The organism is Sphingosinicella sp. BN140058 (assembly GCF_004135585.1).
Classification (GTDB): domain Bacteria; phylum Pseudomonadota; class Alphaproteobacteria; order Sphingomonadales; family Sphingomonadaceae; genus Allosphingosinicella.
On sequence record NZ_CP035501.1, the window covers coordinates 3,429,084 to 3,449,822 of the forward strand.

At 65.9% G+C, this 20,739-nt stretch carries 16 protein-coding genes; 8 read left to right on the forward strand and 8 right to left on the reverse strand.

The features are described from left to right. Nucleotides 1-181 precede the first annotated feature (181 nt). Nucleotides 182-5,680 (forward strand): calcium-binding protein, encoded by a 5,499-nt coding sequence (locus ETR14_RS15385; protein ID WP_129385943.1) that lies wholly within the window; start codon nt 182-184, stop codon nt 5,678-5,680. Between the two features lie 131 nt (nt 5,681-5,811). On the opposite strand, the gene ETR14_RS15390 is transcribed toward ETR14_RS15385, so the two are convergent. Then, nucleotides 5,812-6,738, reverse strand: coding sequence for a right-handed parallel beta-helix repeat-containing protein (locus ETR14_RS15390; protein ID WP_206185844.1), 927 nt, complete (start codon nt 6,736-6,738; stop codon nt 5,812-5,814). Nucleotides 6,739-6,959: 221 nt separating this feature from the next. On the opposite strand from ETR14_RS15390, the gene panB reads away from it, so the two are divergent. The 4 genes from panB to der all read left to right on the forward strand — a co-directional run bounded on the left by panB (nt 6,960) and on the right by der (nt 11,436). After that, on the forward strand, nt 6,960-7,820 hold the full coding sequence (panB, locus tag ETR14_RS15395; protein ID WP_129385947.1) for a 3-methyl-2-oxobutanoate hydroxymethyltransferase: 861 nt from the start codon (nt 6,960-6,962) through the stop codon (nt 7,818-7,820). Nucleotides 7,821-7,949: 129 nt separating this feature from the next. After that, nucleotides 7,950-8,657, forward strand: coding sequence for a tetratricopeptide repeat protein (locus ETR14_RS15400; protein WP_129385949.1), 708 nt, complete (start codon nt 7,950-7,952; stop codon nt 8,655-8,657). After that, nucleotides 8,654-9,976 carry a PQQ-binding-like beta-propeller repeat protein gene (locus ETR14_RS15405; protein ID WP_129385951.1) on the forward strand — a complete coding sequence of 441 codons (1,323 nt, stop codon included), beginning with the start codon at nt 8,654-8,656 and terminating at the stop codon, nt 9,974-9,976. Before ETR14_RS15400 ends, ETR14_RS15405 begins: the two co-directional genes overlap by 4 nt. An 89-nt stretch (nt 9,977-10,065) precedes the next feature. Beyond that, nucleotides 10,066-11,436, forward strand: a complete 1,371-nt coding sequence (der, locus tag ETR14_RS15410; protein WP_129385953.1) for a ribosome biogenesis GTPase Der — start codon at nt 10,066-10,068, stop codon at nt 11,434-11,436. Nucleotides 11,437-11,457: 21 nt separating this feature from the next. On the opposite strand, the gene ETR14_RS15415 is transcribed toward der, so the two are convergent. The 6 genes from ETR14_RS15415 to purL all read right to left on the reverse strand — a co-directional run bounded on the left by ETR14_RS15415 (nt 11,458) and on the right by purL (nt 17,865). Further along, entirely contained in the window at nt 11,458-12,708 is a 1,251-nt protein-coding gene (locus ETR14_RS15415) for a DUF418 domain-containing protein (RefSeq protein ID WP_129385955.1), read from the reverse strand. A 67-nt stretch (nt 12,709-12,775) separates the two neighbouring features. Beyond that, a complete protein-coding gene (gene bfr / locus ETR14_RS15420) occupies nt 12,776-13,255 on the reverse strand; it encodes a bacterioferritin (protein ID WP_129385957.1) in 480 nt (159 codons plus the stop codon). Nucleotides 13,256-13,341: 86 nt separating this feature from the next. Then, nucleotides 13,342-13,512: a bacterioferritin-associated ferredoxin gene (locus tag ETR14_RS15425; protein ID WP_129385959.1), complete on the reverse strand. Its 171-nt coding sequence runs from the start codon at nt 13,510-13,512 to the stop codon at nt 13,342-13,344. A gap of 40 nt (nt 13,513-13,552) precedes the next feature. After that, a complete protein-coding gene (locus tag ETR14_RS15430) occupies nt 13,553-13,981 on the reverse strand; it encodes a DUF3052 domain-containing protein (RefSeq protein WP_243455537.1) in 429 nt (142 codons plus the stop codon). Next, complete coding sequence (locus ETR14_RS15435; RefSeq protein WP_129385961.1) at nt 13,974-15,335, reverse strand: hypothetical protein; 1,362 nt, start codon at nt 15,333-15,335, stop codon at nt 13,974-13,976. The genes ETR14_RS15430 and ETR14_RS15435 overlap by 8 nt, the downstream gene beginning before the upstream one ends. Nucleotides 15,336-15,648: 313 nt before the next feature. After that, nucleotides 15,649-17,865, reverse strand: coding sequence for a phosphoribosylformylglycinamidine synthase subunit PurL (purL, locus tag ETR14_RS15440; protein WP_129385963.1), 2,217 nt, complete (start codon nt 17,863-17,865; stop codon nt 15,649-15,651). Between the two features lie 91 nt (nt 17,866-17,956). Here purL and ETR14_RS15445 point away from each other — a divergent pair, with 91 nt between their 5' ends. Beyond that, nucleotides 17,957-18,427 carry a VOC family protein gene (locus ETR14_RS15445; protein WP_129385965.1) on the forward strand — a complete coding sequence of 157 codons (471 nt, stop codon included), beginning with the start codon at nt 17,957-17,959 and terminating at the stop codon, nt 18,425-18,427. Between the two features lie 120 nt (nt 18,428-18,547). On the opposite strand, the gene ETR14_RS15450 is transcribed toward ETR14_RS15445, so the two are convergent. Then, nucleotides 18,548-18,928 (reverse strand): hypothetical protein, encoded by a 381-nt coding sequence (locus ETR14_RS15450; protein ID WP_129385967.1) that lies wholly within the window; start codon nt 18,926-18,928, stop codon nt 18,548-18,550. A 191-nt stretch (nt 18,929-19,119) separates the two neighbouring features. Here ETR14_RS15450 and ETR14_RS15455 point away from each other — a divergent pair, with 191 nt between their 5' ends. Beyond that, nucleotides 19,120-19,371 carry a hypothetical protein gene (locus tag ETR14_RS15455; protein WP_129385969.1) on the forward strand — a complete coding sequence of 84 codons (252 nt, stop codon included), beginning with the start codon at nt 19,120-19,122 and terminating at the stop codon, nt 19,369-19,371. Next, nucleotides 19,349-20,638 carry a hypothetical protein gene (locus ETR14_RS15460; protein WP_165356465.1) on the forward strand — a complete coding sequence of 430 codons (1,290 nt, stop codon included), beginning with the start codon at nt 19,349-19,351 and terminating at the stop codon, nt 20,636-20,638. The genes ETR14_RS15455 and ETR14_RS15460 overlap by 23 nt, the downstream gene beginning before the upstream one ends. The last annotated feature ends 101 nt before the right edge of the window (nt 20,639-20,739 follow it).

Sequence of the window (20,739 nt, forward strand, 5' to 3'; positions counted from 1 at the left end):
CAGCCCCGTGTAAGGCGTCGGGACGGCTAACGGACGTGGTGGTCCGACGTTTTCCTTTGCCACTTTGGATTGACGGATCCTGTTATTGCATATCGTAGGGCCGCCTAACCCTCGCCCGAAGAATCTTTGCTTTTGAAAATGTTCCGCTTCATGTTGCTGGTGAAGCAAAGGGGAATTCAACGTGGCAATTCTGAATGGCCGTGCGGGCGGCAGGCTGTCGCGCGCGGATGTCGCTGAAGGCAACCGTGACGTGACGATGCAAGATGTCATCACGGGAACGCCCGGCTGGGACGAGTTGAGGGGCACTCCGGGCGACGACGTGATCGACGGCTTGAGTGGCTACGATCAGATCTGGGGCGGCGATGGCAATGACATTCTCAGAAGCGGCGAGGACGGCGGCGTCCTTTACGGCGAAGCCGGCGATGACCGGCTGGAGGGAGGGCCCGGATCTTCCGCGATGGAAGGCGGCGCCGGCAACGATGTGATCATCGGCGGCGATGATGTCGATCATGTCATCATGGGGCTTGGATCGGATGTCGTTCAGACGGGCGCGGGCAAGGATTACATCGAGTTCCGCTCCCTCCGTGACGATGAAGGTCATCAGCTCATCGATGCTGGAAGCGACGACGATACGATCATCATCGGCTCCCGCGGAAAGTCGACCTTCGAGATCGCGACGGGCGTCGGCGCCGATATCCTGATCTTCAGCTCGTTGGGTGGCGATGCGGCGGTCACTCTGGGTGCCGGCGTCGATCGCGTGCGCTTCTGGACCGACGCGCCTGCGGGAAAGATCACGTTCCTCGATTTCGCCGCCGGTGCCGGCGGAGATCGGATCGACTGGATCGATCTCCTTACGACGAGCGCATACGGGTGGGACGTCAACACCAATCCGTTCGCGACCGGGTATTTGCGGTTGCGGCAGGAAGGCTTGTACGCAGTCCTGGACTTCGATCAGAACGGCGGTGGCGACACTTACCGGCCGATGTTCGTATTTGCCGGACGCAGCGCCTCCGCATTCACCGCCGAGAATTTCGACGGCTATCGCCCGGACGGGGCCATGCCGGCAGGGATCACGTTTTCCGGCACGAACAATTCAGACTGGCTGGACGGCACCAGCGGCAACGACACGATCGACGGGCTCGCGGGGGACGATGCCATCGGCGGTGGCGCGGGGAATGACACGATCCGCGGCGGGGCCGGGAGCGATAGTCTAACAGGCGAGATCGGCGACGACACGCTGGAGGGTGGTGCCGACAACGATTCGCTTTCGGATAAATTCGGGAACGACATCCTTCGGGGTGGCGATGGCGACGACACGCTCTTCGCCGAGGCTGGTGCCGATGAACTCGATGGCGGCGACGGCAATGATTACCTCTCCATAAATTCTCGGGATCTTCTTACGCGGACCGCACGTGGCGGCGAAGGAGACGATGTCATCGTTCTGATGCCCTACACGGCTGCGCACCATATTCTTGATGGCGGGGCTGGCGCGGACCGCATCAGCATCGATGGACTTTCGAAAACTGCGAATGTCACTTTGGGAAGTGGCAGCGATATCCTCGAGCTCGGGACCGCACAGTCGGATACTACCGCCTGGCAGGGGCAGATCACGGTTCGCGATTTCGCAACCGGAGTGAACGGCGATGCCTTCCAATTCCTCGATTTCGTAAGCGACGTCACGACATGGGATGGATCGAGCAATCCCTTCGGCAGCGGACATCTTCGCCTGCGCCAGGATGGAGCGAGCACGTTGTTCGAAATCGATCGCGACGGCGGCGGCGACGGCTACCGGACCTTGGTCATTTTCAACGCGACGCAAGCGACGGCGTTCACAAGCGTCAACCTCTCCGGGTTCGCGCCCGATGGATCCCCTCCGCCGGGGCTTGTCCTCACGGGCGGCGAGTGGAGCGACACGCTTCACGGCGGCAGCGGGGACGACCAGATCAGCGGCGGCGCTGAACAGGACCTTCTGTATGGCGCCGCAGGTGCCGACATGCTGTTCGGTGAGACCGGGAACGACTATCTTTACGGCGAAGCCGGCGCCGACACATTGCTCGGCGGTTCGGGCAACGATGGCCTGACCGGCGGGTATGGCGACGATCTGGTGGAGGGTGGTGAGGACAATGACTGGATCTCCGATCCGGAAGGTTCCGATACGTTACGCGGGGGCGCCGGCGACGATAACATCAGCGTGGATCGGCGCGATTCCATGTCGGCTTCCGTGTACGTTGACGGGGGCGCGGGCAACGATACGATAGAGCTGCGATCCTACAGCTACGGCGCGGTCGTGTTCGACGTGAACGGCGGTGACGGTGACGACCTCGTCAAGATCGGGGGCATGACCGCGAGTACGACGGTCACCCTCGGCGCCGGCATCGACAAGCTGTCCGTAGCTTTCGACTTCGCGACCTATTCTGGAAGTGTGCGGATCAACGATTTCGTTGCGGGCGCCGGAGGCGATCAGATCGATCTCTCGATCTTGTTGGAGCGCTTCAGCCCGCCTGCCGACCCCTTCGGTTCCGGCTATGCCCGGATCGTCAAATCGGGGAGCGATACGCTGGTCGAGTTCGATCGGGACGGGCGCGGCGGTATTTGGGGGTTCCAGACCATCTTCGTTCTGGCCGGCGTGAACCCCACGACGCTTACCGTCGACAATCTCGGCTACACGGTGAATGCGCTGAGCGGCACTGCTGCGGCGGACGTGGTCGTGGGCACCGAGAGAGACGAAGTGTTCGATCTGGCGCAAGGCGGAGCGGATCAGATTTCCGGCGGCGGCGGCGGAGATCTGATATATTTCGGGGCAAGCTATGGTGCGGGTGACATCGTTAATGGAGGCGCCGGCATCGATTCTCTGTCTCTGCAGGGCAGTTATGGTAGCGCCACGCCTCTCTCGCTGACCGGTTCGAGCATCCAAGGCATTGAGGTGCTGGTCCTGATGTCCAATACGGATTTGCGCTTCGCGAACCCCGGCATGTCGACGTCGCCAAGCCAATATACTTTGGTGATGCAGGATAATCTGCTCGCGACGGGTGGGACGCTGCAGATCGACGGGCGGGGCCTGACGGCTGCCGAGACGCTCAGCGTCGATGCCGCGGCGGAAGCGACCGGCGCTTATGCCATGTTCGGCGGTGCCTCGGCCGACACTCTGATCGGCGGCGGTGGGCAGGACGTGCTGGACGGTGGTGCCGGAGACGATATCCTCAACGGCTCCGGGGGCGCCGATACGCTGCGGGGCGGCCTCGGCAACGACCTTTATCTGTCAGACGGTCTCGATACGATCGTCGAAGCCGCAGGCGGCGGAACCGATGAGGTTCGCACGGCTGCGGCGGCGTACACGCTCACTGCGGCGAACATCGAGATCCTGACCGGAACGTCGGCCACCGGCCAAACGCTAAACGGCAGCGAAGTGGGCAATCTGATCGACGGCGGTGCCGGCAATGACATCATGAACGGTCTTGGCGGTGCCGACACGTTGCGCGGCAATGCGGGCAACGATGTCTACATCGTCGGCGCCGGCGATGTCGTGGTCGAGGCGGCGGGCAACGGCACCGATCGGGTGCGTACCGCGCTTGCTTCCTATTCGCTCGCCGCCAATGTCGAGGAACTGGTCGGCACGGCGGCGACCGGGCAGGGGCTGTCCGGCAACGCTCTGGCCAACACGATCACCGGCGGCAGCGGCAACGATATTCTCGACGGCGCGGGCGGCGCCGACATCCTGCAGGGCGGGCTCGGCGACGATATCTATGTCTTCGACGGCAGCGATGCTTTGTTGGAAGCTGCGAATGCGGGCACCGACGAGGTGCGCGTGTCGTTCGCCGCTTATACGTTGGCGGCGGCGAACATCGAGAATGTGACCGGCACGTCGTCGGCTGGGCAGGCGCTCACCGGCAACGGCGTCGCCAACGTCATCACCGGCGGCACCGGCAACGACACGCTCGACGGCGGCGCCGGTGCCGACACTTTGCGCGGCGGCCTCGGCAACGACATTTATCTGGTCGACGAGTCCGACATCGTCGTCGAGGCGGCGAGTGCCGGCACCGACGAGGTCCGCGTCTCGCTCGCGACGTACACGCTGAGGGCCGCCAACGTCGAGATCCTGACCGGCATTTCGGCCACCGGTCAGACGCTCAACGGCAACGAGCTCGGCAATTTGATCGACGGCGGTGCCGGCAACGACATCATGAACGGCCTCGGCGGCAGCGACACCTTGCGCGGCAATGGCGGCAACGACGTCTACATCGTCGGCGCCGGCGATGTCGTCGTCGAGACGGCGGGCAATGGCACCGACCGGGTCCGCACCGCGCTTGCGTCCTATTCGCTCACCGCCGATGTCGAGGAACTGGTCGGCACCGCCACCACCGGCCAGATCCTGCTTGGCAATTACATCGCCAACACGATCACGGGCGGCAGCGGCAACGACTTCCTCGACGGCGGCAATGGCAGCGACATCCTCCAGGGCGGGCTCGGCGACGACGTCTATTTCTTCGACGGCAGCGACGGTTTGGTCGAGGCGGCCAATGCCGGCACCGACGAGGTCCGGGTGGCGGCCGCGAGCTTTACCCTCGGCGCCAATTTCGAGAATGTGATCGGCACCGGCAGCGCCAATCAGCTGCTGACCGGCAATGCGGCGGCCAATTTGATCGACGGCGGCCTCGGCGCCGACCGGATGGTCGGGCTCGGCGGCAACGACATCTATCTGGTCGACAATTTGGGCGACGTCGTCGTCGAAGCGGTAGGCGACGGGGTGGACGAAGTCCGCACCGCGCTCGGCAGCCGCACCGACTTCAGCCAGCTCTACGTGCTCGCCGCCAATGTCGAGACTTTCACCGGCACCTCGACGACGGGGCAGGGCGTGCGCCTCAATGCCGGCGACAATGTCGTGCGGGTGCTGATGGGCAACGACCTGCTCGTGCTCGACAACGGCGGCAACGACCAGGTCAATGCCGGCGGCGGCTCGGACTTCCTCTACATGGGGGCGGCCTTCACCAACGGCGATGCGCTGAACGGCGGCGCCGGCAACGACACGGTGTCGCTGACCGGAACCTATGCGCTCACCCTCCAGGCCGACGATCTCGTCATGATCGAGAAGCTGATCCTCGACAGCTCCGGCAATGCGGCGGCGCCCTACACCTATGCGCTCGTCATGAACAACGCCAATGTCGCCGCCGGCCAGCAGATGGTGGTCGCGGCCGAGGCGCTGCTCGCCGGCGAGGTGCTGAGCTTCAACGGTGCCGGCGAAACCGACGGCAGCTACAGCGTCCAGGGCGGCCGCGGCGGCGATACGATCGTCACCGGCGCCGGTGCCGACCGGATCTGGGGCAATGGCGGTGCCGATCTCCTCACCGGCGGTGCCGGCAAGGACCTGTTCGACTATCGCGCGGCTAGCGACTCCACCGCCGCTGCGCGCGATCGGATCGGCGACTTCGCCGCCGGCGACCAGATCCTGCTCCAGGCGATCGATGCCGACGGCGCTGCCGGCAATGGCGACAGCGCTTTCCGCTTCGTCGGCGCGGCGGCGTTCAGCCACAGCGCCGGCGAGCTTCGCGCCAGCGCCGCGACAGGCATTCCGAACGGCTGGCTGGTCGAAGGCGACGTCAATGGCGACGGCATCGGCGATCTTTCGATCCTCGTCGTTGCGACGCCAGGCTATCAGCTCAGCGCCGCCGACTTCGTCCTGTAGCCCTGCAGGAAGAGGTTCAAACAAAAGCGGAGCCGCGATGCGGCTCCGCTTCTTTGCTCAACGCGGCGCTCCTTCGAGGTTTCGCCGCCATGAGGCAAGCGGCGGGGCAAGATGCCCGGCCGGTTCCTCGATCAGCGCGGCGGTAGGCTCGGGCCGAACGCGCCGTCGCTGGTATTTCCGTTCAAGGCATTGTTGGTGTAGGTGTTGAGGACGGCACCGCCGGCGAACGACACGCCGGTGCCGTTGCCGGTGATGGTCGAATTGCCGACGATCACGACGGTGCGCGACGCGGTTGCCGCAATGCCGGTTCCGGCGTTGTTGGCGACGTTGACCCGAGTCAGCATGCCGCGCACGTCTGCCGCACCGGTTGGGGCGTTGAACTGCAGACCGTTGGCATTCTGCTGGATATCCGCTTCCTCCAGCGCCACGCGGATGCCGGTGGATCCGCTGCCTGCCGTGTCTGCCCGGAAGCCGACGCCCGTATTGTTGTGGATCCGCAGGTGGCGCGCGGCGACGCTCGCCGAACCGAGGCCGGTCGGCTGGATGAGGACGCCGCCATTGCCATTGGTGATCGTGACGTTTTCGAGGTGCAGAACGGCGGCCGCCTGCGGCTGGAAGGAAATCCCGTTGCCGCTCTTCTGATTCTGGATCATCACGTTCTCGACGACCAGCGAGCGTCCCGAGATGAAGCGGATACCGTTGAGGCCGGGGGTGGTCCCGGCGCCGTCGATGGACAAGCCGCGCAGGATCACGTCGACCGTTCCGGGCGTCGCGGTTGCCGAGTCATTGATGACGAATCCGTTGATTCCGCCCGAATTCAGCGTGCTTCCGAACGTTCCGCTGCAATCGACCGTGATCGATTTGGTGATCGTCAGCGTTCCGAACCCACCCGGATCCAGGCAATCGATCTCGCCGCCGGCAGCGGTCTTCGAAATCGCGCCTGCGAACGTCTTGCAAGGCGCGGTGCGGCTGCACGGATTGACGTCGTCGCCGACGCCGGACACCCAAGTGCGGGTCGCCTGCGCCGAAGCAGGTACCGCGAAAGCGAACGTGGCCACACCAGTTGCGGCCAGCAATGCAATTCTGTTTGCCAATTTCATGCGCTGATCCCCTGTTTTCCCCCTCTCGTGGGAGACTCGCGAATACTTCATTCCAGAGTAAAAGAATAGCGAAAGCGTATCGGCTTCTTCGACGTCTGCATAACTGTTAGCAGTAGGCGGGATTTGCTCGGCGCGCCGCCTTTCTGGCCAAAGCGCTGACGAAGGGTTAAAGCGCCGGCATGTCCGTCACCCACTCGCTCGACACCTCGACCAGCCGCGCCAATCCGGTGCCCAGCCCGATGAAGCGCCTGACGGTGCCCAAATTGCAGGCGATGAAAGGCGGCGAGCCGATCGTCATGCTGACCGCCTACACGGCGCGGATGGCGCAGCTGCTCGATCCCCATTCCGACATCCTGCTCGTCGGAGACAGCCTCGGACAAGTCATCTACGGTCTTCCGTCCACCGTCCCGGTGACGATGGAGATGATGTGCGCGCACGGTGCGGCGGTGGTGCGCGGATCCTGGCATGCGGTGGTGGCGGTCGACATGCCGTTCGGCGCCTATGAAGCGAGCCGGGAGCGCGCGTTCGAAAGTGCCGCCCGGATCCTGAAGGAAACCGGCGCCGCCGCAGTCAAGCTCGAAGGCGGCGAGGCGATGGCGGAAACGGTGGCCTTTCTGGTCGATCGCGGCATCCCGGTGGTGGGACATGTCGGTTTGACGCCGCAGGCTGTGAACGCGCTCGGCGGCTATGGCGCCCGCGGCAAGAGCGAGGCCGAGGCCGCGAAGATCCTCGCGGACGCGCGCGCGATCGCCGAGGCGGGCGCGTTCCTGCTCGTCGTCGAAGGCGTGATGGAGAGTGTCGGCGCCGAGATCACCCGCGCCGTTGCCTGTCCCACCGTGGGCATTGGCGCGTCCGCCGACTGCGACGGCCAGGTGCTCGTCACCGAGGACATGCTCGGCCTGTTCGAGCGCACGCCGCGCTTCGTCAAACGTTATGACGATCTCGCCGCACGTGTCGAGGGCGCCGCCGCCGCTTTTGCCGCCGAAGTGCGAAGCCGCGCCTTTCCCGGCGAGGATCAGCTGTACCGGCCGAAGGCCTGAGAGGGCTTGCCGTTTCCGCCTCTCGCCCGGTAGAGGTGCGCCGGGGCATCGTGCCGGCAGACATGTTCGTTCATCCTGAGTTTCGCTTCCTTGGACGATGAGGGGCGCCGGCCCATTCGGAGAATTTAGTTGGCGATCAAGCCCACTGACAATGAGACCTTCTATCGTGAAGTCGACGAGGAACTGCGCCGCGAACAGATGCGCAGCCTCTGGGAGCGCTACGGCAAGCTGGCGATCGTCGGAATCGTGCTCGTCCTCGCCGCCATCGCCGGCGCGATCTGGTGGAAGAATCATCAGGAAGCGCAGGCCGGCAAGAAGGGCCAGGAGCTCATCGCTGCCTTCGACGACATTGGCAGGCGCGACAAGAAGGCCGCGATGCCGCGCCTCGAGGGTCTCGCGAAAGCGGACGTGCCCGGCTACCGGGTTGCGGCCCTGCTGACCAAGGCCGATCTCGCCGTCGAGGACAACAATCTCGACGGCGCCGCGCAGTTGCTGCAGCAGGTCTCCGGCGACGAGAATCTCGATCCGGTCTATCGCGATCTGGCGCTGGTTCGGCTGACCCACGTCCAGTTCGACAAGCTCGCGCCGGATGCGGTGATCGCGCGCCTCAAGGGCCTCGCCGTCGCCGGCAACCCCTGGTTCGGCAGCGCCGGCGAGATGGTCGCCATTTCCTATCTGAAGCAGGGTAAGCAGAAAGAGGCCGGGCAGATTTTCGCCGCCATGGCCAAGGACAAGAAGGTTCCGGAATCGATTCGCTCCCGTGCCACCCAGATGGCGGGATCGCTGGGCTTCGATGCCGTCGTCGAGCCGGTCGCCAAGCAGGAAGGTAATCAATGAAGCGCGTCATTCTCGCACTCGCCGCCGTGAGCCTCCTCGGCGGCTGCGGCGTCTTCGGCGGCAAGGGCAACAAGAAGACCACGCCGACCGTCGGCGAGCGTATCCCCGTTCTTTCGTCCGAAGCCGCGATCGAGGTCGACCCGGCTCTGGCCGGTGTGGCGGTCGTGGTGCCGCCCGCGGCAGTCAACGCCGATTGGGCGCAGCCCGGCGGCAATGCCGCGAAGTCGATGGGGCACCTCGCTCTGGCCGCGGCCCCGTCGCAGATCTGGCGCACCAGCATCGGCGCCGGCAGCGGCAACAAGGCCCAGCTCGCCGCCTCGCCGGTGGTCGCCGGCGGCAAGGTGTTCACCATCGACACTCAGGCGGTGGTCCGCGCCATCGACGCCAATAACGGCGCGGTGCTGTGGCAGGCTCAGGTGCGCGGCGAAGGCGCTCCGGAAAGCGCCCTGTTCGGCGGCGGCGTCAGCTTCGACAATGGCCGGCTCTACGCCACCAACGGCGCCGGCTATGCGGCCGCGCTCGATCCGGCGAACGGCGCCATTGCGTGGATGGTCCGCCCCGGCGGCCCGCTGCGCGGCGCGCCGACCATCGCCAACGACAATGTCTACGTGGTCAGCCAGGACAACCAGCTCTACGCGCTGAATCCGGCCGACGGCGCCACCCGCTGGACCGGCTCCGCCGCGGCGGAGATTGCCGGCGTGTTCGGAGTCGGCGCCCCCGCCGCAGCCCAGGGCACGGTCGTCGCCGGCTTCTCGTCGGGCGAGCTCAACGCCTATCGCTACGAAAACGGCCGTACGCTCTGGCAGGACGCGCTGTCGCGCACGAGCATCTCGACCGCCGTTACCACCCTGTCCGACATCGACGCCGAACCGGTGATCGATCAGGGGCGGGTCTATGCGATCGGCCAGGGCGGCCGCATGGTCGCGCTGGAGCTCGTCACCGGCCAGCGCATCTGGGAAATCAACGTCGCCGGCATCGCCACCCCCTGGGTAGCCGGCGAATGGGTCTATGTCGTCAACGATCAGGGCCAATTGCTGTGCATCGCCCGCGCCACCGGCCGGATCCGGTGGATCAGCGAGCTGCGCCAGTATCGCGACGTCAAGGACAAGAAGGGCCGCATCTCCTGGGTCGGCCCGGTGCTCGCCGGCGATCGCCTGATCCTCGCCAATTCGCAGGGCGAGATCGCCAACGTCTCGCCCGCCGACGGCAGCGTCCAGTCGACGGTGCAGACCGGGATGCCGATCTCGCTCGGGCCGGTCGTCGCCAACAACATTCTGTATCTGCTGCACGACAACGGCCAGCTCACCGCCTGGCGCTGAACGCGTCGCCCGTTCCCGCCCGGTCATCCGCGGGAACGGGCGCCTTCATCTGTTGACCCTGTCCGCCTGAGGGGGCAGGGCAAGCGGCTATGGCCAAATTGCCCACCATCGCGATCGTCGGCCGCCCCAATGTCGGCAAATCCACCCTGTTCAACCGCCTCGTCGGCAAGCGCCTGGCGCTGGTCGACGACCGGCCGGGCGTGACCCGCGACCGGCGCGAAGGCGATGCCAATCTGCTCGGGCTCGAATTCCGGGTGATCGACACGGCCGGCTACGAGGACGAGGATCCCGATACGCTGCCCGGCCGCATGCGCGCCCAGACCACCGCCGCGGTGCGCGAGGCGGATGCCGCCTTGTTCCTGTTCGATGCGCGGGCCGGAGTGACCCCGCTGGACGAGGAAATCGGCCGCTGGCTGCGCTCGGAGACCACGCCGGTGATCCTCGCCGGCAACAAGGCGGAAGGCCGCGCGGGCGAGGCCGGTCTGCTCGAAGCCTGGTCGCTCGGCCTTGGCGAGCCGATCCCGATCAGCGCGGAGCATGGCGAGGGCGTTGTCGATCTGTTCGAGCATATTCGTCCGCATGTCGAGCGCGAAGATGAGGAAGCGGAGGACGAGCCGGAAGACGAGAATGACCGTCCGCTCAAGCTCGCCATCGTCGGCCGGCCCAATGCCGGCAAGTCGACCCTGATCAACCGGATCCTCGAGGAGGAGCGGCTGATCACCGGGCCGGAGGCGGGGATCACGCGCGACTCGATCTCGATCGACTGGGAATGGCAGTCGCCCGACGGGCGGCTCCGCCCGGTGCGTCTGATCGACACCGCGGGCATGCGCAAGAAGGCGAAGGTCCAGGACAAGCTCGAGAAACTGTCAGTCGCCGACGGCCGCCGCGCCGTCGAGTTCGCCGAAGTCGTCGTGTTGCTGCTCGATGCGACCCTGGGCCTCGAAGCGCAGGATCTCCGCATTGCCGATTACGTCCTCCAGGAGGGCCGGGCATTGCTGATCGCGATCAACAAGTGGGACGTCGCCGAAAATCACAGCCACCTCTTCCAGGGAATCAGCGCGGCACTTCAGGAGGGGCTTTCGCAAGCTCCTGGCGTGCCGCTGCTCTCGGTGTCCGCGATGACCGGCAAGGGGCTCGATCAGCTCCTCGACGCCGCGTTCAAGGTGCGCGAAGTCTGGTCCCGGCGTGTCTCGACCGGGCAGCTCAACCGCTGGTTCGAGGCGGCGATCGAGCGGAACCCGCCGCCCGCCCCCGGCGGCAAGCGGATCAAGCTGCGCTACATCACCCAGGTCAACACGCGCCCGCCGGCCTTCGTCATCTTCGGCAATCGGCTCGAAATGCTGCCCGACAGCTATCTGCGCTATCTGACCAACGGCATGCGTAAGGAGCTCGATTTCGGCGCCGTGCCGGTGCGGCTGTCGACGCGGACGTCGAAGAACCCGTTCAGCAAGGACGATTGATCGCGGCGCGGCGCCGGTTCCTCAATCGGCCGCAGCCTCGGCGCTCCGCCGCATCGGCTGGAGCGCGCCGCGCGCCAGCGAGCGCCACGCCCATTCCAGCGGCCCGTAGCGAAAGCGATCGAGCCAGGGCTTCGACCAGAGCAGCATCAGCGCCCACGTCGGGAGCACGATCAGCCACAGCTCGATCCGGCTGAGATGCCCGAACAAGCCCAGGCCATAGCCGAAGAACAGGCTGGTCATCAGGATGCTGGTGCCGAGATAATTGGTGAAGGCTGCCCGTCCCGCCGCCGCGATCCTGGTGACCAGCGGCCCGCTGCGGCGGGTCAGAAGGATGATCGCGGCTGCGGTGGCGAGGATCATCAGCGGACGCACCGGCACCGTCGCCGCCCCCCAGATCGCAAACAGCAGCGCGGCGTCGAATTCGGCGCGGATCAGCAGCCAGGCGAGCAGGGCGGAATAAGGAATGCCGATCGCGAACCCTATCAGCGCCACCCGGGCATAGCGGCGGGCAGCCCAGGCGCCGGAGAGGAAGCCGGTCTTGAGCGCGGCCATGCCGAACAGCATGTAGCCGAGCGTTTCCCAGCTGAACAGCAACAGGCCCTTGAACGGGCCGAACAGCTGCACGGTGAACCGGTCCTGGAGGATCGCGGGGTAGGATCCGCGATAGAGCGCCAGTTCCTTGGCGATCTCCGCGCCGTCGGGTCGACCGAAGCTCCGTTCGACGTCCCGCCAGGCGGCGAGCGCTTCGGCGCTGCTGCCGGGTTCGGCCGCGGCTGCGGCGGTGAGGAAGAAGCTGCCGCTGATCGCCGCGAACAGGGCGAACTGGATCAGGACCAGGCCGATTCCCCACACGACCAGCGCACGCGGCGCCTTGTCGTGGAACAAAGCGGCGATCATTCCGGCAAAGGCGTAGCCGAACAGGATGTCGCCGTGCCAAAGCAGATAATAATGAAGCAGGCCGATCGCGCCGAGCCAGAGCATCCGACGGTAGTGGATCGCGGTCGCATTTTCGCCCTTCGTCTCCGCGCCCTGGATCACCAGCAGCATGCTGGCGCCGAACAGGAAGGAGAACAGGCCGCGCATCTTGCCGTCGATGAAGACGAAGGCGAACACCCACGCCGCGAGATCCGCCCCGGAGGTCAGCCCGTAGGCCGCGGGATTCATATAGGCCTGGGGCGGCATCGCGAAATCGACGATGTTCATCGCCAGGATGCCCATCACCGCCACGCCGCGCACGATGTCGAGCGTGGCGATGCGCGATGTCTCGATCATTGCGGCTCCCTGCTGCGCTCGCACGGGAGCGTTCTTCGGTGGCGACGGCGTCGCCGCCACCTGGCGGTCATTCCTGAGAAGGCTTGGATTGGAGCTGGATGTAGTTGGCGAGGCCCATCTGACGGATCATGTCGAATTGCCGCTCGAGATAGTCGATATGCTCCTCCTCGTTGCCGAGGATCTCGGCGAAGAGGTCGCGGCTGACGAAGTCGCGCACCGACTCGCAATGGGCGATCGCGCCCTTCAACTGCTCGGCCGCTTCGAGTTCCACGTCGAGATCGGCACGCAGCGCTTCCTCGACATTCTCGCCGATCCGAAGACGGCCCATCAGCTGGAAGTTGGGCAGGCCATCGAGGAACAGGATGCGTTCCGCCAGACGATCGGCGTGCTTCATCTCGTCGATCGACTCGTGGCGCTCGAACTCGGCGAGGTGGCCGATGCCCCAATGGTCGAACAGGCGGTAGTGGAGCCAATATTGGTTCACCGCCGTGAGTTCGTTCTTAAGCGCTTCGTTGAGCAGCTCGATGACTCGCGCGTCGCCTTTCATGTTCGGCTCCCTGTGGTGCTGAGGAGCCTTTCGGACGATGGGCGTGCAGCGTCAAGCCTTCGTGCACGCGGCACGACGGGGCGGGGTCAGGCTGCGTTCTGCTCCGCGGCGATCAATTCCTTGGCGAAGGAAAAGCATTGCCCGCAGCGCGGCTTGCGGCCGAAGCTGCGATACGCACTGGTGGGACAGGAAGCGCCCTCGCGCGCAGCCTTGCGCACGTCGCATTCACGAATCGCATTGCAGACACAGACGATCATGCTGATCGGCTTAGCCGATAATGAGACTAAGTCGCAATAGCTAACGTTCCGACTTTCGGATCATCAGTTTCAGGCCGGACCAGACGGGATCGACGGCACAGACCTTCACGTCCACCAGGCCGGTGGGAAGCGCGACGGCGCGGATCACATCCTCGGTGACGTCGCTGGCGAGCCCCGCCGACTTCTTCGGCCACGACACCCAGAGGAAACCGGCCGGCGCGAGGAGAGGACGCAATTGCGCAACCTTTTCTTCGAGCATCGCACGGCAAGTGACGAAAAGATGGGCAGCCTCCACCCCGTGGGCCGGCGCTTCGAGCAGGTGAAGCTCGAGTCCCGCTGCCTCGATCTCCGCCCGCACGCTGTCGGGCATGTCGTCCCACCAGACGCGCAGTCCGTTCTTGAGCGAAAGCTTGCGGGCGAGCGGGCTCCCGGAATAGCCGCTCGGCGCCGCCTGCTGCGCTTCAGCCAATGCCGTGGGCTTTGAGGAAGCCGGTCAGCGCCGCGCTTCCCGCCGTTCCCGCAATGCCGAGGGCCCAGCTGCCGACCTTCTTGAGCAGGGCGACAGCAGTCTTTTCATCGCCATTCTCGGCCTTGCCCGCAGCTTTCTCGATCAGCTCGGCCTCGATCTCGGCGTCGTCGTTGCCGGTGCCGCGTACCTGGAGCGCGAGATCGCGCAGCGCTGCTACGAGCGCAGGATCCCCGCTCTGGTTGACGCTGCCGGTGACCGTGGCGCTGGCCGCGGGCCCGACCGCCACGCTTTGACTGTTGCTGACGTCGACATCATATTTCGTGCCCATGTGATCCACCCTTTCGATGGTGAAGTTCTGCTCGACGTAGATTTGCGCCTGCTCCACGTCGTCGAGCATCTGGAGCAGCTTGCGGCGAATGTTGGGCCGCATCGGGCTCGCCGCCAGCTCCCGGCGCAGGCCGTCGATCCGGCCGGGATAGAGGCGCGCGAATGCGGCATAGCAATAAGCGGTGAGATCCGTGGTGCCTTGCACCTTGTCCCGAAGACGGCTGACGTGCCGTGTATATTCGTTGAAGACCTCCTGGACTCGTTCGTGATCCAGGTCGGAATCCGGCATTGCGCAGATTTGCGAGAGCGCCTCGACATCCTGCAGCATCCGGACGAGATAGGTTCTCACCGTCCGCGCGCCGCTGCGATACGCCGTCGCCCGTCCGGTGGCGGCGCCCTGCGGTGGGAAGATCGTGAACAGTTCGAACGGCTTGCCGACGCCTGCGATGGTGAGACGAATGCCCACGGGCTGGCCAGGCGGCACCGCTTCTAGTGCGGCATCGGTCTCGGCCACCACGAACGCGCGACCCGAACGGACATGCCCGGCGCCGGCATCGGTGCCGCGCTTGACCGTCGCAGCGGCCCACAGGCGACCGCTTGCCTGACCCTGGCGGCCCAGCGGCCGGCCTTCGCTGCGAGCGCCGGCGAGGCGAACCGGTCGATCGAGCAGTGCGCGGGCGATCGTGCAGACCTCGTCCAGATCCTGGGGCTCCGGGCGGATTCTGAACAGGAACTCGAAGCGGCCGTTCACCAGGCCGTCGAAATAGCAGGCCTTGCGCACGAGGCTGACCTCAGCCCCGTTGCTCAGCCGCCGGGGCAGGCTCAAGCGCAGCCCGGGCACGCCGCAGACCAGGCTGTTCTCGCCGATCCACGACTCGAAGCCCTTGAGCAGCCGCATGCGCACCGCACCGATGCCGCGCAGATAGCCGAATGTCGGGTCGGGCCAGCGCGGCCGGGTCAGCCGGGTCACCGGTGCGGCCTGAAGGCTCCTGAAGTCGCAGAAGGGCAGCACCACCGTAACGAGCAAATCCGCCCCCCGATGTAAGTGGGGGTCGGCGCACGATGTCCTTTTGAGGGGCGCTGGCGCCGATCCCGGCTACGCTACGACAAGGTTCTTGCGAGCCCCGCCGCATCGCTATGCTGCCGCCTTGCGACGGCAATCCTCGCTTGATCCACTAGATGCAAATCCAAGCGACCTGCCTATGATGTGCTGCCGCCATGCCCGGAGGCCCGACGTCAACGCCCGGTCCTCTGCCGGGTATTCCCATTGTACCGGAAATTCGCTGCGCCGCCAATGGCCTCGCACTGGCAGCGCAACGGCGGTCGCGAGGTCGGCCCCGTCAGGCGACGGTGAGTTCGCCGCCCATCAGCTGCGGGAAGAAGGCCTCGTTGGACTCGCGCAGCTGGGTGAGCTTGACGTCCAGCCCGCCATCCTCACCGACGAGCGCGTCGCCGCCGGTGGTGCCGGCGAAGGTGATCGGCACGCCGGCCTCGTGGGCAGCGTGCTGCAGCGCCTCGCCGTCCGCCGTCGTCACCAGGTAGCGGCCCTGATCCTCTCCGAACAGCATGGCATGCGGATCGGTGCCGAACAGATCGGCGTCGAGCATCGCACCGACGCCGCCCGCAAGCGCCATCTCGGCGAGGGCGACCAGCAGTCCGCCATCCGACAGATCGTGAACGGCGGTGAGCGCGCCGGCGCCGATCTGCGCGCGAACGAAATCGCCATTCCTGCGCTCGACGGCGAGATCAACCGGTGGCGGCGGCCCGTCTTCGCGGCCGGCGATCTCGCGCAGCCACAGCGACTGGCCGAGATGCCCCCTGGTCTCACCGATCAGGTAGATCGGCTGGCCCTCGCCCTTGAAGGCGATCGTCGCCGACTGCCGCCAGTCTTTGAGCAGGCCGATGCCGCCGATCGCCGGGGTCGGCAGGATCGCGGAGCCGCTGCCATCTTCATTCTTGGTTTCGTTGTAGAGCGAGACGTTGCCCGACACGATCGGGAAGTCGAGCGCCGTACATGCTTCCGCCATGCCGTGGATGCAGCCGACGAACTGGCCCATGATCTCGGGCCGCTGCGGATTGCCGAAATTCATGCAATCGGTCGTCGCGAGCGGAGTCGCGCCGACGGCGATCAGGTTGCGCCAGCATTCGGCGATGGCCTGCTTGCCGCCCTCGTACGGATCGGCATAGCAGTAACGCGGCGTCACGTCGGTGGCGATCGCCAGGCCCTTGTCGGTGCCGTGGACGCGGACCACGGCGGCGTCGCCGCCGGGCCGCTGGACGGTGTCGGCCCCGACCATGTGATCATATTGCTCCCAGATCCAGCGGCGGCTGGCGAGATCGGGCGAGCCGATCAGGGTCAGCAGATCGGCACCGGGCTCGGTGCCGCTCGGAACGCCGGCGAGCGGCGCCGGCTTCGGGGTTTCGACCCAGGGACGATCGTAGCAGGGCGCGTCGTCGGCGAGAGGCGCCAGCGGGATGTCGGCGACGATCGCATCGTTCCAGCGCAGCACCAGATGGCCGGTATCGGTCACCTTGCCGATCACCGCGAAATCGAGTTCCCATTTGCGGAAGATCGCCTCGGCCTCGGCCTCGCGGCCGGGCTTCAGCACCATCAGCATGCGCTCCTGGCTTTCGGAGAGCATCATCTCGTAAGGCGTCATGCCCTCTTCGCGGCAGGGGACGCTGTTCATGTCGAGCTCAAGACCGACTCCGCCCTTCGAAGCCATCTCGACCGAAGAGGAGGTCAGGCCGGCCGCGCCCATGTCCTGGATCGCGACGATCGCGTCCGACGACATCAGCTCGAGACACGCCTCGATCAGCAATTTCTCGGTGAACGGATCGCCGACCTGCACCGTCGGGCGCTTCTCCTCGCTGTCTTCCGAGAAGTCGGCCGAGGCCATGGTCGCGCCGTGGATGCCGTCGCGGCCCGTCTTGGAACCGACGTATACGACCGGATTGCCGATGCCGGCCGCGGCCGAATAGAAGATCTTGTCGGTGTCGGCCACGCCGACGGTCATCGCGTTGACGAGGATGTTGCCGTCATAAGCGGCATGAAAATTCACCTCCCCGCCCACGGTCGGCACCCCGACGCAATTGCCGTAGCCGCCGATGCCCGACACCACGCCCGCAATCAGGTGCCGCATCTTCGGATGGTCGGGGCGGCCGAAGCGCAGCGCGTTCAAGTTGGCAACGGGGCGCGCGCCCATGGTGAAGACGTCGCGCAGGATGCCGCCGACGCCGGTCGCCGCACCCTGATAGGGCTCGATGTAGGACGGGTGGTTGTGGCTCTCCATCTTGAAGATCGCCGCCTGGCCGTCGCCGATGTCCACCACGCCCGCATTCTCGCCGGGACCCTGGATCACCCAGGGCGCGGAGGTCGGCAGCTTTTTCAGATGGACGCGCGAGGATTTGTAGGAGCAATGCTCCGACCACATTACCGAGAAGATGCCAAGCTCGGTGATGTTCGGCTCGCGTCCCATCGCGTGGAGCACGCGCTGATATTCGTCGGGGGACAGGCCGTGCTCGGCGACGATCTCGGGGGTGATGGATTCGCTCATGCGCGGCCTCCTAATGGTTCCCGCCCGATTTGTCGAAACCCGCCGCACATGGTAAGGTGATCACGTTTTGTTCTCAGCAAAGGAGGTCGAAATGAGCGTCAGGCCGGTTCCGGCGGGTTATGCGAGCATCACGCCCTATCTTGTGGTCGATAATGCCGAAAAGGCTATCGCCTTCTACGCACAGGCTTTTGGCGCCGAGGAGACGCTTCGGATGGCGATGGGTAATCGCATCGGCCATGCCGAGCTGCGGATCGCCGACTCGATGCTCATGCTTGCCGACGAATTCCCGGAGATGGACATCGTCGGCCCGAAGACTCGTGGCGGCGCGACGTCCAGCCTGCTGCTCTACACCGAGGATGTCGACGGATTGTTCGCGCGGGCGATTTCGGCGGGCGCCACCGAGGAGCGGCCGCCGGTCGACGAATTCTGGGGCGATCGGCGCGGCACCATCGTCGATCCGTTCGGCCATCGCTGGTCGCTTGCCACCCACAAGGAAGATGTCGACGCAGCGGAGATGCAGCGCCGCATGCAAAGCATGATGGCGTCCGGCGAGCCGAGCTGATCGCAGACGATCGGGCTGCGCGGTGAGGACCTGACGGGTGCAAAGAAAAAGGTGGGAGCCGGATGGCTCCCACCTTCTTGTCGCATGAGATCCGTTCGTGCGGGCGAACGGATCGGTCGATCAGGCCTTGCAGCTCTGGCTGCCCTTGCCGGGCGCGGTGAGGGTGACTTCCTTGGCATTGTCGGAGACCGACCAGCCTTCGCCCTTGTAGGGCGGCTTGCCGCCTTCGGTGTTCAGCACGGTTGGGGTGCCATCCTTCTCGGTGCGGGCACGGGCGGTGTTGTTGGTGTAGAAGTCGACGTAGACGAGGCTGTTGTCCTTGCAGCGGAAGGTTCGGCTGGCCTGGATCATCGGCGGTGCCTCGACCGGCGGCGCCTTCTTGAGTGCATCGGCCTGGGTGTCGACCGGCCCGGCGACGATCGTCTCCGGCTCGCTGTTGCAGGCGGCAAGGCCCAGAAATGCCGCGCAGGACACGGCGACGAGGAAGGGGGTCTTGTTCATAGGTTTTTCTTCGCCACCTTATCCGAGTGCGTCAAGGTGAAATTGCAACGGCTGCGCCGAGCAGGGAAGCGGGCACGCTACGAGGCGGACAATTTCGCATCCGAACCGATATCTGCTGATAGCGATAAAGGTTGCGGTCGGTGCCATTATCCGTACCCTAAAAGGTCGCAAAGGTGAAGAACGGAGCCCAAATGCAGCGTGTCCGCATCGGACTGACGGGACTTGCCTTCGTGTTCGTCCTCGTGCTGCTCGGTGCCGTGTTCACGCGGCCGACGGCGGAAGCGCCGATCACCGTGAACAATCTCGAATCGAATGCGACCGGATCGGAGGCCGACATCGGCAATGCCGGCGAGCCGACCGAACCTCTCGCCGAGCTCGGCGTCGCTCCGGGCAACGTCGACGCCAACAAGGCAGGAGCGGTTGCGCCGGCCGACGCGCGCTGAGGCGGCGCGCCTCGGGGCGATCATCGGCTTTGCGGCGAGCCTCGCGTCGCTCGAGCTGATCGTTGGCGTCGGCCTCAGCCGGGACCAATCACCGCTGCGCGCGGAGGCGCTCGCATTCCTGATGGTGCGGCCCTGGCTGCTGGTGCTGCTCGCGGTCGCGGCGTGTCGCCTGCCCCTGGCATGGCGGAGCGCGGCATATGCCGGCTTCCTGCTGCTCGCCGGGCCGACCGAGTCGCTTTACCTCGCGCGCTTCGGCAATCCGGATCCGTGGCCGGAGATGCTCCGCGGCTGGGCGGCCACCGCGCTTCTGCTGGGAGTGCTCGACATCCTGGTGCAAGCCGCCCGGCGGCGCGCCCCCGGAAGGGGCGTTCCGGCCGCCGGGATCGCCATGCTGATGCTGTTCGCGGTTCCGCCGGTCCTTGCCCCGTTTCGGACGCTCGTCGTCGGCCCGGGTGACGGTCGCCCGGCTGCAGGGAGGCCCGAACTGCTGCTGATGACGGCGCTGCCCATCGTCTGGGGCGAGGGCGGTGCTTTCGATCCCAAATCCCGGCCGGCGCTGGCCTACACTGCCCTCAAGGAAGAGTTCACGATCCGCCCGATCGATACGCTCGACGCGCGAACCCTGTCCGGTGCCGGTCTGCTGCTTCTCGCGCAGCCGCGCTGGCTGGCGCCGCACGAGCTTGCGGCGCTGGATGGCTGGGTACGCCGGGGCGGTCGATTGTTGGTCCTCACCGATCCGCAGCTGGTGTGGCCGTCCGATCTGCCCATCGGCGACGTCCGTCGCCCGCCGCCGCTCGGACTACTCGGGCCGCTGCTCGATCATTGGGGCGTGACACTGGCGCCTGGAGCCGGGGGGCGGGTCGCGGTCGATGCGCCCGGCCGCCTGGTCCTCGATCACCCCGGCCGCCTCATCGCCGCGGCGCCCGCCTGCCGCACCATCCGGCCCTATTGGGCGGAATGTCGCCTCGGCGCAGGGCATGTCCAGCTGATCGCGGATGCCGATCTGTTGCGTGACGATCTCTGGACCGTGCCGGGGGAAGGCGGCGACGCCAGGCATCGGCGCAGCGCCGACACGCCGCTGGTCATCGCCGATCTGCTCGATCGGCTGGCCGGGAACGAGCGACGGCGCGTGCGCGCCCCCGTCGTCTGGGCACGGCGCGATGTGCCGCCCACGCGGGCACTTATCCTCGCTCTTATGCCTCTGCTCGCCTTGGGCATCGCTTCGCTCGCCGCCTTTGCCTTGCTCCACCGCCGGCGCGCAGCCTAGCCACAGACTTATCCACAGCTTTACTCAGCCGGGGAAATGACTTAGCCGAGCCAGAACAAACCACGAATCTCCATCGAATTCCCTCTGCCGGGCATGAAATC

Bases quoted from the DNA above. Each gene is read 5' to 3' on its own strand.
- panB (WP_129385947.1), top strand. From the start codon at position 6,960: ATGTCCGTCACCCACTCGCTCGACACCTCGACCAGCCGCGCCAATCCG.
- ETR14_RS15405 (WP_129385951.1), top strand. From the start codon at position 8,654: ATGAAGCGCGTCATTCTCGCACTCGCCGCCGTGAGCCTCCTCGGCGGC.
- der (WP_129385953.1), top strand. From the start codon at position 10,066: ATGGCCAAATTGCCCACCATCGCGATCGTCGGCCGCCCCAATGTCGGC.
- ETR14_RS15415 (WP_129385955.1), bottom strand. From the start codon at position 12,708: ATGATCGAGACATCGCGCATCGCCACGCTCGACATCGTGCGCGGCGTG.
- bfr (WP_129385957.1), bottom strand. From the start codon at position 13,255: ATGAAAGGCGACGCGCGAGTCATCGAGCTGCTCAACGAAGCGCTTAAG.
- ETR14_RS15425 (WP_129385959.1), bottom strand. From the start codon at position 13,512: ATGATCGTCTGTGTCTGCAATGCGATTCGTGAATGCGACGTGCGCAAG.
- purL (WP_129385963.1), bottom strand. From the start codon at position 17,865: ATGAGCGAATCCATCACCCCCGAGATCGTCGCCGAGCACGGCCTGTCC.
- ETR14_RS15445 (WP_129385965.1), top strand. From the start codon at position 17,957: ATGAGCGTCAGGCCGGTTCCGGCGGGTTATGCGAGCATCACGCCCTAT.
- ETR14_RS15450 (WP_129385967.1), bottom strand. From the start codon at position 18,928: ATGAACAAGACCCCCTTCCTCGTCGCCGTGTCCTGCGCGGCATTTCTG.
- ETR14_RS15455 (WP_129385969.1), top strand. From the start codon at position 19,120: ATGCAGCGTGTCCGCATCGGACTGACGGGACTTGCCTTCGTGTTCGTC.